Annotated in this window: 12 protein-coding genes; all 12 read left to right on the top strand. The window is 72.1% G+C overall.

The genetic code is table 11. From position 1 onward, the window contains the following. The first annotated feature begins 304 nt into the window (after positions 1 to 304). The 12 genes from ACFXB5_RS34885 (at position 305) to ACFXB5_RS34830 (ending at position 15,639) form a co-directional block, all read left to right on the top strand. Positions 305 to 6,304: a type I polyketide synthase gene (locus ACFXB5_RS34885; RefSeq protein ID WP_385215638.1), complete on the top strand. Its 6,000-nt coding sequence runs from the start codon at positions 305 to 307 to the stop codon at positions 6,302 to 6,304. 130 nt (positions 6,305 to 6,434) lie between these two features. After that, positions 6,435 to 7,682 (top strand): crotonyl-CoA carboxylase/reductase, encoded by a 1,248-nt coding sequence (gene ccrA, locus ACFXB5_RS34880; protein ID WP_385215636.1) that lies wholly within the window; start codon positions 6,435 to 6,437, stop codon positions 7,680 to 7,682. 30 nt (positions 7,683 to 7,712) lie between these two features. After that, positions 7,713 to 8,897, top strand: coding sequence for a cytochrome P450 (locus ACFXB5_RS34875; RefSeq protein WP_385215633.1), 1,185 nt, complete (start codon positions 7,713 to 7,715; stop codon positions 8,895 to 8,897). A 141-nt stretch (positions 8,898 to 9,038) separates the two neighbouring features. Further along, the gene (locus tag ACFXB5_RS34870) at positions 9,039 to 9,290 is read left to right on the top strand and encodes an acyl carrier protein (RefSeq protein ID WP_385215630.1); all 252 of its coding nucleotides are present in this window, start codon (positions 9,039 to 9,041) and stop codon (positions 9,288 to 9,290) included. Positions 9,291 to 9,343: 53 nt separating this feature from the next. Then, a complete protein-coding gene (locus tag ACFXB5_RS34865; protein WP_385215627.1) occupies positions 9,344 to 10,588 on the top strand; it encodes a beta-ketoacyl-[acyl-carrier-protein] synthase family protein in 1,245 nt (414 codons plus the stop codon). 22 nt (positions 10,589 to 10,610) lie between these two features. Further along, positions 10,611 to 11,762, top strand: a complete 1,152-nt coding sequence (locus ACFXB5_RS34860; protein WP_385215624.1) for a beta-ketoacyl synthase N-terminal-like domain-containing protein — start codon at positions 10,611 to 10,613, stop codon at positions 11,760 to 11,762. After that, entirely contained in the window at positions 11,759 to 12,781 is a 1,023-nt protein-coding gene (locus ACFXB5_RS34855; RefSeq protein WP_385215621.1) for a beta-ketoacyl synthase N-terminal-like domain-containing protein, read from the top strand. Before ACFXB5_RS34860 ends, ACFXB5_RS34855 begins: the two co-directional genes overlap by 4 nt. After that, positions 12,778 to 13,659, top strand: a complete 882-nt coding sequence (locus tag ACFXB5_RS34850; RefSeq protein WP_385215618.1) for an alpha/beta fold hydrolase — start codon at positions 12,778 to 12,780, stop codon at positions 13,657 to 13,659. Before ACFXB5_RS34855 ends, ACFXB5_RS34850 begins: the two co-directional genes overlap by 4 nt. After that, positions 13,656 to 14,666 carry a thioesterase family protein gene (locus ACFXB5_RS34845; protein ID WP_385215615.1) on the top strand — a complete coding sequence of 337 codons (1,011 nt, stop codon included), beginning with the start codon at positions 13,656 to 13,658 and terminating at the stop codon, positions 14,664 to 14,666. Before ACFXB5_RS34850 ends, ACFXB5_RS34845 begins: the two co-directional genes overlap by 4 nt. Positions 14,667 to 14,729: 63 nt before the next feature. Beyond that, the gene (locus ACFXB5_RS34840; RefSeq protein WP_385215613.1) at positions 14,730 to 15,056 is read left to right on the top strand and encodes a hypothetical protein; all 327 of its coding nucleotides are present in this window, start codon (positions 14,730 to 14,732) and stop codon (positions 15,054 to 15,056) included. 1 nt (position 15,057) lies between these two features. Beyond that, positions 15,058 to 15,465, top strand: a complete 408-nt coding sequence (locus ACFXB5_RS34835) for a hypothetical protein (protein WP_385215611.1) — start codon at positions 15,058 to 15,060, stop codon at positions 15,463 to 15,465. A 3-nt stretch (positions 15,466 to 15,468) separates the two neighbouring features. Further along, positions 15,469 to 15,639 (top strand): hypothetical protein, encoded by a 171-nt coding sequence (locus ACFXB5_RS34830; RefSeq protein ID WP_385215608.1) that lies wholly within the window; start codon positions 15,469 to 15,471, stop codon positions 15,637 to 15,639. Positions 15,640 to 15,696: the final 57 nt, after the last annotated feature.

The raw sequence follows: 15,696 nt of genomic DNA, 5'->3' as shown, positions 1-15,696 counted from the left end.
GGTCACGTTGATCGCCGCGCTCGTGATCCCCGCATCGCCGGTGCTAATTTCGGCCGTATGACATCCGCGACTCCGGAGGAACACGTGCCCGCCGGGCAAGGGGCGATCTCCGGCTAAAGCCAACCGGCCTGTTCACTCTTGTCGCCGTGCGCGGTTCGGTGTTCGTCGGTCGTCGGTGCTGCTGCAATTCCTATGGCCGCGCGCCGTTGTCTCCCAGGGTTCCCGGAAGCGGAGAGCGCGGGCTCATATCGCGAGGAACCGTCTTGCTGTCTTCTTTCGGAGTGCTACTGTGAGCCGTTCTGGAATGACCCCGGACGAACTGCGGGAACGTCTGGCTCCGCTGCCGCGGCACGAGCGGCTGGAGATTCTCCTCGGGCTCGTGTGCAGCAAGGTCGCCGAACAACGGGAAACCGGCGACGCGCGGTCCATCGACGCCCACACCCCCTTCCGCGCGCTCGGGCTCGTCCGTGACAAGGCGGCGGCCCTGCTGCGGAGTCTCACCGCGGCCACCGGTGTTCCGCTCTCCTCCGTCGCCGTCTTCGACCACCCCGATCCCGCCGCGCTCGCCGCTCATCTGCTCACTCGGCTCACCGGCCCGGAAGAGGAACTGGCGGAAGGGGAGAGGGCGGAAGACGAGAAGGCGGAGCGCCTGCCGGTGGTGCGCGACCATAGCGGCGGCCGGGCCGAAGACCCCATCGCCATCGTGGGAATGGCCTGCCGCTTCCCCGCCGGGATCACCTCCCCCGAAGAGCTGTGGGAGTTCCTCGAGCAGGGTGGCGACGCCGTCACCGGCTTCCCGGTGGACCGTGAATGGGACGTGGCGGGCATCTATCACCCCGACCCGGAGCACATGGGCACCTCCTACACCCGTTCCGGAGCCTTCATCGGCGATGTCGCCGACTTCGACGCGGATTTCTTCGGCATTTCACCCCGCGAGGCCGTGGCGATGGACCCGCAGCAGCGGCTGCTGCTGGAAGTGGCCTGGGAAGCGGTGGAGCGGACCGGAATAGCACCGCACACCCTGCGTGGGAGTTCCACCGGGGTCTTCATCGGCACCAATGAGCAGGACTATCTGTCGCGCTTCTTCCAGCCCCCCGAGGAGAGCGAGGGATTCCTCATCTCCGGCAACGCGGCGAGCGTCCTGTCCGGCCGGGTCTCCTATGTGCTGGGCCTCCAGGGCCCTTCGGTGAGCGTGGACACCGCGTGCTCCTCCTCCCTCGTGGCCCTGCACCAGGCGTGCCGGTCGCTGCGCGACAGGGAGTGCGACCTGGCGCTCGGCGGGGGAGTGGCGCTGATGTCCTCCCCCGGCGCCTTCATCGACTTCGCCCGCAAACGGGTGCACGCCGCCGACGGCAGGTGCAAGGCGTACGCGGACACCGCCGACGGCACCGGCTGGGGCGAGGGAGCGGGGGTCCTCGTACTGGAGCGGCTGGCCGACGCCCGCCGCGCCGGTCACCGCGTCCTCGCCCTGATCCGCGGCACCGCGGTGAACCAGGACGGCGCCTCCAACGGGCTCTCCGCGCCCAACGGGCCCTCCCAGGAACGGGTGATACGGCAGGCGCTCGCCGACGGCGGGCTGGAGCCGGGCCAGGTGGACGCGGTCGACGGCCACGGCACCGGCACCCCCCTCGGCGACACCATCGAGGCACAGGCGCTGCTGGCCACCTACGGCCGGGGCCGGGACGGGGACCGGCCGCTGTGGCTGGGGTCGATCAAGTCCAACATCGGGCACACCCAGGCGGCCTCCGGTGTCGCCGGCCTCATCAAGATGGTCAAGGCCATGGAGCACCGGTGGCTGCCGAAGACCCTGCACGTCGACACCCCCTCCCGGCGGGTCCCGTGGGACTCGGGCGCGGTGCGGGTGCTGGACAGCGGCCGCGCCTGGCCGGAAGGCGAGGAGCCGATGCGGGCCGGCGTGTCGTCCTTCGGCGTCTCCGGGACCAACGCCCACCTCGTCGTCGAGCAGCCGCCCGCGGTGACCGCCGCTGAGCCCACCACCGGCCCCGCGTCCGCCACCGCGGTGCCGTGGGTGCTGGCCGCCCGGTCCGCCGACGCCCTGCGGGAGCAGGCCGGGCGGCTGCGGACCACGGTGGCGCGGAACACCGCGGCCTCCGTCACCGACATCGGAGCCGCCCTGGCCACCACCCGCTCGCCCTTCACCCACCGGGCGGTGCTCGTCGGATCGGACCGGGAGGCGTTCGAGGACCTCCTCGCGGCCGTCGAGCGGGGCGAAACCGCCGAGAACGCGGTGACCGGCGCCGCCCGCCCCGGCCTCGGCCGCCCCGTGTTCGTCTTCCCCGGCCAGGGTGCCCAGTGGCCCGGGATGGGCGCAGACCTCCTCGACTGGTCGCCCGCCTTCGCCCGTGCCCTCCGCGCGGTCGACGCCGCCTTCGCCCCCCTGGTGACCTGGTCGGTGGAGGACATCCTGCGGCAGCGCCCCGGCGCGCCGTCGCTGGACGAGCCCGAAGTGCTCCAGCCGGTGTCGTTCGCCGTGTCGGTCGCCCTGGCCGAGCTGTGGCGGGCCCACGGTGTGGAACCGGCCGCCGTGCTCGGCCACTCCCAGGGCGAGGTGGCCGCCGCCGTGGTCGCCGGAGCCCTCGGCCTGGAGGACGCCGCCCTGATCATGGTCGTCCGCACCCGGGCCCTGATGCGGCTGCTCGGCAACGGAGCCATGGCGGCGGTGGACCTGCCCCTGGACGAGGTGGAGCGCCGGCTCGGCGGCTACGACGGCGAGATCTCCGTCGCGGCCGTCAACGGCCCCACCCAGATCACCGTCTCCGGCACCCCCGAGGCCGTCGACGCCCTGCTGGGGGAGGTACGCGCGGAAGGCGTCCGGGTGCGCAAGATCCGCGGCGCCGCCGCCGCGGGCCACTCCGCGCAGGTCGAGGCGTTGCGCGAGGAACTGGTCTCCGGACTGGCCGCCGTGATGCCGCGTTCGACGCATATCCCGTTCTACTCCTCGGTGACCGGGGAGCCGCTGGACACCACGCGGCTGGACGCCGGGTACTGGTACGACAACGCCCGCCGGACCGTGCGCTTCGACCTGGCCGTACGGGCCGCGATGGCCGAGGGGCACACGGCGTTCCTGGAGGCCGGTCCGCATCCGCTCCTCACCGCGGCCGTCCAGGACCTGGCGTTCGACGCCCAGGTGTCGGCGGTGGCCGGTGGCTCGCTGCGCCGGAACGAGGACGGGCCCATGTGCTTCCGGCGCGCCGCGGCCGAGTTCTACACGGCCGGGGTCGACATCGACTGGACCACGGCCTTCCCCGACCCGCCCCGCACCCGCGTGGACCTGCCCACCTACCCCTTCCAGCGGCGGCGTTTCTGGCTCAAGGCCGCGGCTCCCACCCAGGCTCCTGCGGCAGGCCCGTCGTCCGCCGCCGCGGACCCGGCACGGGATTCCTTCTGGCGCGCCGTCGAGGACGAGGACCTCACCGCGCTCACCGGTGTCCTCGGCCTGGCCGGCGACGGCCGGGCCGCCGCCCTCGCGGACGTCCTCCCGGCCATGGCCACCTGGCACCGGCGCCACCGTACCGACGACTGGCGCTACCGGATCGCCTGGGAACCCCTCGGGGCGGCGCGCCCGGACCCCGCGGGCGACCGCGCCCCCTGGCTCGTGGCCGTACCGGCGGACCACGCCGAACACGCCGTCACCCGGGCCGTGGTGGACGCGGTGCGCGGGCACACCGAGACGGTGCTGACCCTGGCGGTCGAGGCCAAGGACGACCGGGTGTCCCTCACGGACCGGATCCATGACCTCCTCCCCGGCCAGCCGCTCTCCGGGGCGGTGTCCCTCCTCGCGCTGGACGACGACACGCCGTCCGAGGCCGCCCCCGGCGTACCGGCGGGCACCGCGCACACCGCCGCGCTGATGCAGGCGCTCGGGGACGCGGGGACGGAGGTGCCCCTGGGGATGAACCCGGGGGGCGCAGTCGCCCCCGGCGACGGCGACCCGGTGACCCACCCCGTCCAGGCGCAGACCTGGGCCCTGGGCCGGGTGCTCGCCCTGGAGCACCCCGACCGGTGGGGCGGTGTGATCGACCTGCCCGCCGAGCCGGGTCCGGCCGCGGTGCGCACCCTCACCGCACTGCTCGCCGGCGGCGACGACGATCAGCTCGCCATCCGGGACGCCGGCGTGTTCACCCGCCGCCTGACGCGCGCGGCCGACGCCGCACCGGGCACCGCCGGATGGCGCCCTGACCCCGACGGCACGGTTCTCATCACCGGTGGCACCGGTGCGCTGGCCGGTCATGTCGCCACCTGGCTGGCCGACCAGGGCGCCGGGCACCTGATGCTCGCCGGCCGGCGCGGCCCCGAGGCCCCGGGCGTGGCGGAACGCGTGGCCGAACTCAGGGCGCGCGGCACCGAGGTCACCGTGGTCGCCTGCGACATGCGCGACCGGGACGCGGTACGCGACCTGCTCGCCGGCGTCCCCGGGCGCCACCCGCTCACCGCCGTCGTGCACTGCGCGGGGGTCGGCCGCCTTCAGACCCTGGCCGACACCACACCACAGGACTTCTCCGACGTCTTCGCCGCGAAGGCCGAGGGCGCGCGCCATCTGCACGAACTCACCGAGGAGATGGGCATCCGCCTGGACGCCTTCATCCTCTTCTCGGCCGTCTCCGCGGTGTGGGGCGTCGGCCGCCAGGGCCACTACGGGGCGGCCAACGCCTATCTGCTCGCGCTCGCGGAGCACCGCCGGAGCCGGGGCCTCGCCGCCACCGCGGTCGCCTGGACCGGCTGGACCGGGGGCGGTATGGCCGTGGAGGACGCCTCGCAGGAGACCCTGCGGCGGCACGGCCTGCCCGACGGCGCCTTCGACCGCCTCGGCATGACCAAGGAGGAGGCCGCCGCCGAGACCGGAGAGCTCTGGGGGTTGCGCGGTATCGACCCGCGGACCCAGCTGGAGGTCCTGCGCACGGCCCTGGACCGCGGCGACGCGGTCACCATGGTGGCCGACGTGGACTGGGAACGGTTCACCACCGGATACGCGTCCGCGCGCCGCCGGCCGCTGCTGGCCGGGATCCCGGAGGCGCTGGCGCTGATGGAGCGCCTCGACGCCCCGGCCACCGAGCCGACCGGCGAGGGCGACGGCTCCGGCGCGGCGCGGACGCCCGAGGACTGGCAGCGCGGCCTGGCCTCCGCCACCCCCGAGGAGCAGCGGGCCCGCGTCCTGGAACTGGTCCGCGACCGGCTCGCCGAGGTCCTGGGGCACGGCTCGCCCGAGGACGTCGACCCCGACCGCCCGTTCCTCGAGATGGGCCTCGACTCCGTCTCGGCGGTCCAACTGCGCAACCGCCTCGGCACCGCGGTGGGGCTGCGGCTGCCCGCGACCATCGCCTTCAACCACCCGACCCCGCGCGAACTCGCCGGATACGTATGGTCCAATGTGGCGCCGCCCGCCGCCGAGGCCGACGGCGCCGCAACGGAGGGCACCCCCGCCGAAGCCCCGGCCGTCGCCCCCACCGCGGCGTCCGACGACACCCTGGTCCAGCTCTACAACTACGCCTGCGCCCACGGCCACGTGGACGAGGCGGTGAAGATGCTGTACGTCGCGGGACAGCTGCGCCCCGCCTACTCCGCTCCGGACGAGCCGGCCTCCCGCCCCGTACCGGTGCGTCTGGCGGAGGGCCCGGACCGGCCCTCGCTCATCTGCCTCACCCCCTACGTCGCACCCGCGGGCGCCCACCAGTACGCGCGCTTCGCCGCGCCCTTCCGGGGCGTCAGGGATCTGTGGGCGCTCTCCCACCCCGGTTTCGCCAAGGGCGAGCCGCTCCCCGCCGACCTCGACACGCTCTTCGCCACCCAGGCGCGGACGGTGCTCGACACGGCGGGGGACACGCCGTTCGTCCTGCTCGGCTATTCCTCCGGTGGCTGGGTCGCCCACGGCACCGCGGCCCGGCTCGAGGAACTCGGCCGGCCGCCCGCCGCGGTGGTGATGCTGGACAGCTTCAGCCTGCGCCACCGCGAGGACAACCGGGTCTTCTCGACGATGATGAACCAGCACCACGAGCGGGAGGGGGACCTGGAGGTCCCGCCCGAGGAGCTCACGGCCATGGGCCGCTACCTGCCGATGTTCCACCAGTGGAGCGACATCCCCGCCCTCTCCGTGCCCACCCTGCTGGTACGGGCCGAGGAGCAGGCCGTGCTGAACCCCGAGACCGGGGCCGTCACACCGCCGCCGGAGCACGTGGACATCACGGTTCCGACCCCCGGCAACCACTACTCGATGATGCAGGAACACGCCCCGCGCACCGCCGAGGCCGTCCGGACATGGCTGGCGGACACCTTCGCCACCCGATGAGCCCGCACTCGGTCCGCGCCCTGATTCCCGCGGTCCGCGCCCTGTCGTCCGCAGCACGTGAACGCAGTAAGTGAACGCAGCACATGAACGCAGTACGTGAACCCAGCATGTGAATGAGGAGCCCCCTTCCATGGTCAAATCCCTCTACGAGCTCGGTGAACTGCCCCCGCTGGGCGAGGTCCCCCAGCAGATGTACGCCTCCCTCATCCGCCAGGATCGCTTCGGAGAGCCGGTCAAGGCGTTCCGCACCGAGGTGGTCGACGTCCCCGCCGTCGGGCCCGGCCAGGTGCTGGTCTATGTGATGGCCGCGGGCATCAACTACAACAACGTCTGGGCCGCCAGCGGCCGGCCCGTCGACGTCATCGCCGCACGGCAGAAGTTCGGTCTCCCCGAGGACTTCCACATCGGCGGTTCGGAGGGCTCCGGGGTGGTGTGGGCGGTCGGCCCCGGTGTCCGCCACGTTCGGCCCGGAGACCAGGTGGTCCTCTCCGGAGGGCAGTGGGACGAGACGGCCGAGGACATCCGCCTCAGCGGCGAGCCCCCGTTCTCCAGCTCCGCCCTGGCCTGGGGGTATGAGACCAACTACGGCTCGTTCGCCCAGTTCTGCCTGGTCAACGAGGTCCAATGCCACCCCAAGCCGGAGAATCTCTCCTGGGAGGCGGCGGCCTGTTTCATGCTCTCGGCGCCCACCGCGTACCGCCAGCTCTTCGGCTGGCCGGGCCATACGGTGCGCCCCGGCGACCCGGTGCTCATCTGGGGCGGCGCGGGCGGCCTCGGCTCCAGCGCCATCCAGCTGACCCGGATGGTCGGCGGCATTCCCATCGCCGTGGTGTCCGACGACCGGCGTGCCGAGTTCTGCCTCGAACTCGGCGCCCGGGGGGTCATCAACCGCAATGACTTCGACCACTGGGGCCGGCTCCCCGACGCGGACGACGAGGAGGGCATGGCCCGCTTCCTGCGCGGCGCGCGGGCCTTCGGCAAGAAGATCTGGGAGATCCTCGGCGAGCGCGCCGCACCGAGGATCGTCTTCGAGCACAGCGGCCAGGCGACCCTGCCCACCTCCGTCTACCTGTGCGCCACCGGCGGCATGGTGGTGATCTGCGGCGGCACCTCCGGCTACAACGGGGACATCGACCTGCGCCACCTCTGGATGCGGTCCAAGCGGCTCCAGGGTTCGCACGGCGCCAACACCCGGGAGTTCCGCGAGGTGACCAAGCTGGTGAGCGAGGGCGTCCTCGACCCCTGCCTCACCCGCTGCGACGACTTCGAGGGAGTCGGCCGGCTGCACCAGCTGATGCACGACAACACCCACCCCGGCGGCAACATGTCCGTCCTCGTCAACGCCCCCGAGCGCGGCATGAACACCCTGCCTGCCTGATCGGGCCACCCATACGCCCAGGAGAACACCGTGCACCAACCCCCTCATGCCGCCGAGCGGCCGGCACCGGAGCCGGGGGCGGCGCCCGCCCCCCGCACCGTCCATCCGCTCGAGATGGCGAACGGCACCAGACTGTGGCTCGTCACCGGATACGCGCCGGTGCGCCAGGCGCTGTCGGACCCCCGGTTCGCCAAGGACTCCTGGCAGATCATGCGGATCCTGCGGGACCGCAGGATCCAGGCCCATCAGGAGATCTTCAGCCAGGCGCTCAGCCACCACATGCTCAACACCGATCCGCCCGAGCACCACCGGCTGCGGCACATGGTGAACAAGAGCTTCACCCAGCGCCGGGTGCAGCGGCTGCGGCCCCGTATCGAGCAGATCACCGATCAACTGCTGGACGCCGTCCAGGGGCGGGACTCGGTCGACCTCATCGACGCGCTGGCCTTCCCGCTGCCCATCACCGTGATGTGCGAACTGCTCGGTGTCCCCGAGGAGGACCGGCGCACCTTCAGGTCCTGGACCAACGCCTTCGTCCTGGCGGTCGAGCCCGAGGTCTTCAGGGACGCGAGCGTCTCCATGGACGCGTACATCCGTGAGCTGGTGGCCGCCAAACGCGCGGCGCCCGGGGACGACATGATCTCGGCCCTCGCCACCGAGGACAGCGAGTCGGCGCTGGACGACGAGGAAATCGCGGCCATGGCCGTGCTGTTGCTCGCGGCCGGCCATGAGACCACCGTGAACCTCATCGGCAACGGCGCACTGGCCCTGGTGACCCACCCCGACCAGTTCGCCGCCCTGCGCGCCGACCGCTCCCTGCTGCCCGGGGCCATCGAGGAGTTCCTGCGCTACGAGAGCCCGGTCAACCAGGCGACTATGCGCTTCACCAAGGAGCCGGTCGAGATCGGCGGCGTGCTCATCCCACAGGACGAGTTCGTGATGGTGAACGTGGATTCCGCCAACCACGACCCCGAGCGATTCCCCCAGCCCGGTCGGCTGGACCTTCAGCGGGACGCCCGAGGCCATGTCTCCTTCGGGCACGGCATCCACTTCTGCCTCGGCGCGCCGCTGGCCCGGCTGGAGGCCGAAGTCGTCTTCACCAAGCTGCTCGACCGCTTCGAGACGATCGAACTCGCCACTACGGTGGCCCAGCTGGAATGGCGCAGCAGCACTCTGATGCGCGGGCTGGAAAGCCTGCCGCTGCGCATGGCATAAGCCGGAACATGGACAACTCGACGCTACTGGCGAGGCGTTGTTGGCAGCATGTGTCCGAAACTCTTGAATCCCTTGATCGGCCGAACGTAATGTCCTGGAGCGTCGGCCCCAACAAATGCGAAGAAGGCAGAGGAAGAGCAAATGAACGCACTTGTGCAGGAGCGCCGCGATGACATCAAGGAAATCGTCTGCGACATCCTTGAAATCGACCCGGAGGAATTGAAGGACAGCAGCCTTCTGAAGGAGGACCACGACGCCGACTCCCTGCGGGCCATCGAGATCCTGGCCGCCCTGGAGAAGACGTTCGGAATCTCCATCGACCAGGCGGAGATGGCGCGCATGGTGAACCTCGACGGCATTTACTCGGTGGTCGCCGAGGCGGGCGAAAAGTAAGAGCGGAACGGGACTTCGAACGGCCGGCCGGGAGTTGAGGAGAAAGCGGGATCATGCGGAGCGAGGCCCCTCACCGAGTCGTTGTCACCGGTATGGGAGCGATATCCAGCATCGGCATCGGAACGACTGACTTTCTCACCGGGCTGCGCTCCGGGCGCAGCGAGGTGCGGCCCATCACGGCGTTCGACACCGAGGGATTCGCCCATGCCATGGGGTGCGAGGTGACGGGCTTCGCCCCCGAGGACCACATCCGCAACGTCCCCCTGCACACGCTGGGCCGGGCGGGCCAGTTCTCGGTGTCGGCCGCCCGGATGGCCGTCGCGGACGCCGGGCTGGATGAGGCGGACCTGCGGGCCCGCCGGGGTCTGACCGCGATCGGCACCACCGACGGCGAGGCCAGGGACATGGACCGGCTGGTCGAGACCGAGGTCTCGAAGGGGCCCGAGGCGATGGACCCGGTGGTGGCCGAGCGGGTCACCGCGGGCCGGCTGTCGTCGGCGGTGGCGCGCGAGTTGGGCCTGCGCTCGGTGGAGGCGGTCACACTGCCCACCGCCTGCGCCGCCGGGAACTACGCCATCGGCTACGGGTACGACGCCATCAGCTCCGGGGACGTGGACTACGCGCTGTGCGGCGGCGCCGACGCGCTCTGCCGCAAGACGTTCACCGGCTTCTACCGGATCGGCACCATCGCGCCCGAGAAGTGCCGACCTTTCGACAAGGACCGCCAGGGAATACTCACCGGCGAGGGCGCGGGGGTTCTGGTCCTGGAGAATCTGGAGTCCGCCCGGGCGCGGGGCGCGCGCATCCATGCGGAAGTGCTCGGGTTCGCCTTGAACTGTGATGCGTACCATCCGGTCGCACCCGATGAGGACAGCGTGGCCGACTGCATGCGGCTCGCGCTGGAGAATGCCGGAGTGGGGCCCGGAGATGTCGATTTCATCTCCGCCCACGGCACCGGGACCCGGGCCAACGACGTGACCGAGGCCGCCGCCGTGCGCCGGGTGTTCGGGGCGGACACGGCCCCGCGCACGATTTCCATGAAATCGATGCTCGGGCACAGCATGGGAGCCGCGAGCGCGCTGGCCTCGATCGGCTGTGTGCTCGCCATTGTCGAAGGGTTCATCCCGCCCACGATCAACCATGTCGAGACCGATCCCGAATGCGGCCTCGACTGTGTGCCCAATGAGGCCGTCGCCGCCAAACCGAGAGTTGTGCAGAACAACGGTCTCGCCTTCGGGGGAAACAACGCTGTGCTGATCTTGGGCAAATATGAGGAGGAACAGACGTGGCACGGGTGAACGACCGCACGAGAGGGTCCCGATGAACTGGGCGATAACCGGTACCGGTGCGGTGGCCAGCATCGGACAGGACGCCGACGAGGTCTTCGACGCCCTCTGCGCGGGGCGCAGTGGACGCGCCCCGCTGCGCGGCTTCGACAGCCGCGCCTACCGGGCCGCACACGCCTACGAGATCGACGACCGCCCCGCGGACGGCACCGTTGTGCCGTCCCGCGCGACCGCCTGGCTGCTGCGGGCGGTGGCCGAGGCACTGCGCGACGCCGGTCTCGACGAGGATCTCTCCTCCACCCCGGTGATCGTCGGCACCGGACTGCGGGAACTGCGGTCCGTCGAGCTCAAGTGGTGCGAGGACGCCGACTTCGACCTCAGCGGACTCCACTTCGGGACCGCGCTGCGCGAGCGCTTCGGGGCCACCTGGACCTACACGATCTCCAACGCGTGTTCGGCGTCCCTGCACGCCCTGGCCATGGGGAGCGACCTGCTCACCGCGGGCACCGCCGAGGCGGTGGTGGTGGCCGGTGTGGACACCATCACCGCGAGCATGTTCGGGCTGCTGGACCGGGTGCAGCTGGACCCCCCGGACCGGGTGCGGCCCTTCGACCGGAACCGCCGGGGCACCCTCATGGGCGACGGCGCCGCGGCCGTGGTGCTCACGCGGGAGGACCACCCCGCGGCCCGCCTGGCCAGGGGCCGGCTCCGGGCCGCGAGCATGAACTGCGACGCCTCCCACCCGACCGCACCCGACCCGGCCGGTATCGCCCAGGCCATCCGCCTGGCGCATGAGCAGGCCGGTATCAAGGCCGACGACGTCGACCTGATCCTGCTGCACGGCACCGGAACCTCCCTCAACGACGAGGCGGAGGCCACGGCCCTGTGCGACGTCTTCGGCGGCGGGATCGGCCGACCGCTGATGACGGCGGTGAAGTCCATGACCGGGCACACCTCGGGCGGATCGGGACTGCTCGGCCTGATCGTCGCCGCCCGCGCCCTGGCCGCGGGCCGGGTCCCGCCGACCATCGCCCTGGACACCCCGGCCGGGGCCGCCGGGCGGTTCCGCTTCGCGACCGGGTCCACCCCGCCGGAGGAGACGGAGCGGCTGCGGATCGCGCAGGTCGACGCGTTCGGCTTCGGCGGGGTCAACGCGGTCGCCATCGTGGAAGGAGTGGCCGCGTGACATCCGCACCTGACGCCGTCGTGACCGCATCTGACGCCGTTGTGACCGCGCCTGACGCCGTCGTGACCGGCGTCGGCCTGGCGCTGCCGGGCGCCCGCCACGCCGCGGACCTGCTGCGCACCACCCGGGAGCCCGCCGAGCCAGTGGACCCCGGCACCCTGATCGGCCGCCGGGGCCTGCGCTACAAGGACCGGGCCACCCAGCTCGCCCTGTGCGCCGCACGGGACGTCCTGCGCTCATCCGGGCTGCTGCCGGCCGACGGCGAGGGCGGACTGACCGTTCCCGGGGACTCGGTCGGCGTCGCCGTCAGCTCCAACCTCGGCAATCTGGACACCGTCTGCGAAGTGGCCTCGGCCATCGCGGCGGAGACGACCTCGCGCATCAGCCCCATGGCGCTGCCCAACGCGTCGAGCAATGTGATCGCCTCCTCGGTGGCGCTGCAGCACGGGCTGCGCGGCCCCAACCTGATGTTCTGCAACGGGCCGACCTCGGGGCTCGACGCGGTGTACTGGGCCGCGGCCCTGGTCGCCGCCGGCCGGTGCGACCGGGTGGTCGTCATCGGCGTGGAGACCGCCAACCCCGTGGTGGAAGGGCTGCTCGGCGAGGCGGCGGAGCACCTGCTGGACGGCGCCGTCGCCCTGGTCGTCGAGAGCGGTCCGGCCGCCCGCGCCCGCGGCGCGCGGCCGATGGCCGCCCTGGGGCCGTACACCCGGCAGGGAAGTGTCCGGGCCGTGGTCGAGCGGGTGCTCCCCGAGGGACGCCCCGCCCCCGGTATCTGGCTCACCTCCCAGGAGAAGCCCCCGGCCCCCGGCACGCCCGGTTTCCCCGACGCGCCACGCCATGACCCGACCGGCGTGTTCGGACGGGCCGACGGCGCCCTGGGCGTGCTCCAGTGCGCCGCCGCCGTCGGCCGGTTCGGCTCCTACCCCACCGGAACGGCGCTGATCACCACGGGTGAGGACACCGATGACGCGGTCGCGGGCCTGCTGCTGCGCTCCGCCCGGGAGGAGCACAGGTGAGCGTGGACCCCGGCCGGTACGCCACCCCGGCACGCCGGTCCGGCGGCGAGGCGGAGCAGCAGCCGGTGATCGTGCGGTGCGCCCGGCGGGCCCTGGCCCCCGACCCGCTGCGGGTGCTGCTGCTGCACGGGCTGTGCAGCAACGGCGGCGTCTGGGACCCCTTCCTGCCGCTGGCCGACCCGCGGTGCGAGCTGTGGACCGCCGACCTGCCGTGGCGGGGCACCGGGGTGCACGGCTGGACCGGCCGCCCCGTAGAGACCTGGGCCGATCAGGCGGTGGCCGCCGTACCGGGCGGGCCCGACGTCGTCATCGCGCACTCCTTCGGCACCAGCGCCGCGCTGACCTGGCTGGACCGGTGGAGCACCGGCGGCGCGGACACCCGGGGGCCGAGCGCCGTGGTGCTCGTCTCCCCGCTGTACCGGGCCACGGCCGAGGAGTTCGACTGGAACTCGCTCGCCTACTACGTCAACAACTTCGACCGGATCCTCATCGAGGGCATGCACATGGGGCCCAGCAGGCGTCTCCCCGAGGAGCGCCGGAACACCATCGCCATGAAGATCCGCGATCTGGTCAGCCCCTACGGGTGGTTCCAGTTCTTCGGCACGTATCTGCGGATGCCGCAGATGCGCACCGAACGGATGACGATGCCGTTCTTCCTCGTCAGCGGCGGCGAGGACATGGTGGCCGCCCCCGCCGACGCGGAGGCGCTCGCCAAGTCGCTTCCCGACGCGTCCGTGCACGTCCTGCCGTGCCACGGACACTTCCCGATGGTCACGGCGGCCGAAGAGTTCGCCGACCTCACCAACACGTTCCTGCGGACCCGGCTGCCGGGTCCGCCGTCAGGATCCCCTCACCTCACCATGGAGCACAACCGATGACCACCGACACCGAGCCCGCGCTGGAACCGCTGCTCGCCAAGAGCACACAGGTGGCCCTGCGGCCCCGGTACGAAGGCTCGAACATCTGCACCTGGATCGGGTTCAAGCATGTCAACTACCTGATCGAGGAAGCCGTTCTCGAGCACTTCCGCAGCGCCGGGATACCCGCCCGGGCCCTGTTCGAGGACTACGGCCTGGGGCTGGATCTCGTCGGCCTGGACACCCGCATCCTGCACGCCCTGCACATGGACGACCTCGTGGAGACCCGGGTCGAACCGGCGACCAAGGACACCGACGACGTCCTCCGCTTCCGGGTCACACTCAGCCTGGAGCGGGGCGGGCAGCGGCTCAAGGCGGCCACCTCCAAGGTCGCGGTCTCCCTGCGGCGCAGCGACTTCCTGCCCCCCGAGGGGGAGCCGCCGGCCGAACTGGCCCGGTTCGTGGTGTCCAGGCTGGGCGCCGGGCAGGCGCAGTCGCCCCCCGCCGCCGTGCCCGCCGACGGCCGCGCGCTCTCCCTCGGCCGGGGCACGACCGGCGCCGACCCGGTGCTGGACCAGCTGACCGCCGGGGAGAACGCCTTCGGCTGGAAGTGGCGCATCCCGTACCCGTACTGCCACTTCAGCGAGCGCATCCAGATGTCCGGCTATCTGCGCCAGATGGAGGAGGTGGTCGACCTCTTCCTGGCCGACCGGGGCATCTCCATCAAGCAGCTGCTCGAGGACCGCAAGTGGATACCCGTCGTCCCGCACTCCGCCATTCACGTCCTCGACGAGGCGCTGATGGAGGAGGACCTCTACACCGTCTACACGGTCGAGGACGTGTTCAAGGACTTCACCTACACCTCCCGCATGGACTGCTACGTGGTGCGTGAGGGCCGGCTGGTGCGGACCGCCACCGGCACCATCACCCACGGCTACGCGGAGATCGAGAGCCGCCGCGACTGGTCCCTGGTCACCTTCGACGACCGCGTCCTGCGCGCCCTCGGCGGCGAGCCGGCCGCCGACTGACGGCCAGGGCACGGACGGACGCTGACGGACCGGACGCCGACGGACCCGGAGACATCTGAAGCCATGAACGAATACCTGCTGATCGAGAGCGGCGGCCCGCCGGCCGGTCCGGGCAGCCACCGGTTCGCCGGCGACGCCGCCCAACTGGTGCGCGAGGGCGAGGACGTAGCGCTGTTCCTGGTCGAGAACGGCGTGGCCGGGGCGGTGCGGGGAGCCATGCCCGAACTCGACGCCCTGCTGTGGCTCGGCGGCCGGCTGTGGGTGGACGCGTTCTCGCTGCGCCAGCGGGCCGTCGACGCCGAGGACCTGGTGCCCGGCGCCCGGCTGGTGGAGATGCGGGACGTGGCGCGGAAGCTGCTGAGTCCCGCGGTGCGAGTGGTGTGGCACTGACATGGTCTTCGCCGTTCGCCACACCGATGTGATGCTGAAGCTGCTGGGCGCGCCCCACCAGTCCGATCTGGTGACCAGCGCGCTCCGGCTGGCGCAGGCCCTGCTGGACGAGGGCTCCGCCGTACAGGTCTGGGCCTGCGGCGACGCCACCGGGCTCACCTGCGCCGCCTTCGGCGACAGCAAACCCGTCAACGTCGCCGAGCGCACGGTGGACCACCCCTCCACCGGCACGGTGATACGGGAGCTGCTCACCGCCTACCCCGACCGCCTGGACTGGTACGTCTGCCGCTTCTGCTGTGCGGAGCGCGGCAGGTCCGAGCAGATCGCCGAGGTGCTCAAGCGCCCGCCGAGCCAGTTCTGGCAGCACATACGGGCCACCGACAAGGTCGTGGCGATGGGGGTCTGCTGAACCGTGGCCACGACCGACAACACCCTGCTGATCATCGAGCGCGCCCATCGGGGCGCGGTCGAGACCCAGTTCGCCGACACCCTCTTCTTCGTCCGTGAGCTGCACCGGCAGAGCGGCGGCGTCCATGTGGTGCTGCGCGGGCTCGCCGCCCCGGACGCCGGGGGCCCCCACTAAGAGGCGGCCCCTCCCCTCCCCCGGCGGCCGCGCGCCACCCGCCCCCCCCCCCCCCCG

The organism is Streptomyces sp. NPDC059455, from assembly GCF_042750115.1.
GTDB classification, from domain to species: domain Bacteria; phylum Actinomycetota; class Actinomycetes; order Streptomycetales; family Streptomycetaceae; genus Streptomyces; species Streptomyces endocoffeicus.
The sequence above is the reverse complement of the archived record's forward strand: the minus strand, read 5'-3'. Positions and strand labels throughout refer to the sequence as shown.

Excerpts from the sequence above, each read along its gene's own strand:
- ACFXB5_RS34885 (WP_385215638.1), top strand. The coding sequence starts at position 305 with ATGACCCCGGACGAACTGCGGGAACGTCTGGCTCCGCTGCCGCGGCAC.
- ccrA (WP_385215636.1), top strand. The coding sequence starts at position 6,435 with ATGGTCAAATCCCTCTACGAGCTCGGTGAACTGCCCCCGCTGGGCGAG.
- ACFXB5_RS34870 (WP_385215630.1), top strand. The coding sequence starts at position 9,039 with ATGAACGCACTTGTGCAGGAGCGCCGCGATGACATCAAGGAAATCGTC.
- ACFXB5_RS34865 (WP_385215627.1), top strand. The coding sequence starts at position 9,344 with ATGCGGAGCGAGGCCCCTCACCGAGTCGTTGTCACCGGTATGGGAGCG.
- ACFXB5_RS34860 (WP_385215624.1), top strand. The coding sequence starts at position 10,611 with ATGAACTGGGCGATAACCGGTACCGGTGCGGTGGCCAGCATCGGACAG.
- ACFXB5_RS34845 (WP_385215615.1), top strand. The coding sequence starts at position 13,656 with ATGACCACCGACACCGAGCCCGCGCTGGAACCGCTGCTCGCCAAGAGC.
- ACFXB5_RS34840 (WP_385215613.1), top strand. The coding sequence starts at position 14,730 with ATGAACGAATACCTGCTGATCGAGAGCGGCGGCCCGCCGGCCGGTCCG.
- ACFXB5_RS34835 (WP_385215611.1), top strand. The coding sequence starts at position 15,058 with ATGGTCTTCGCCGTTCGCCACACCGATGTGATGCTGAAGCTGCTGGGC.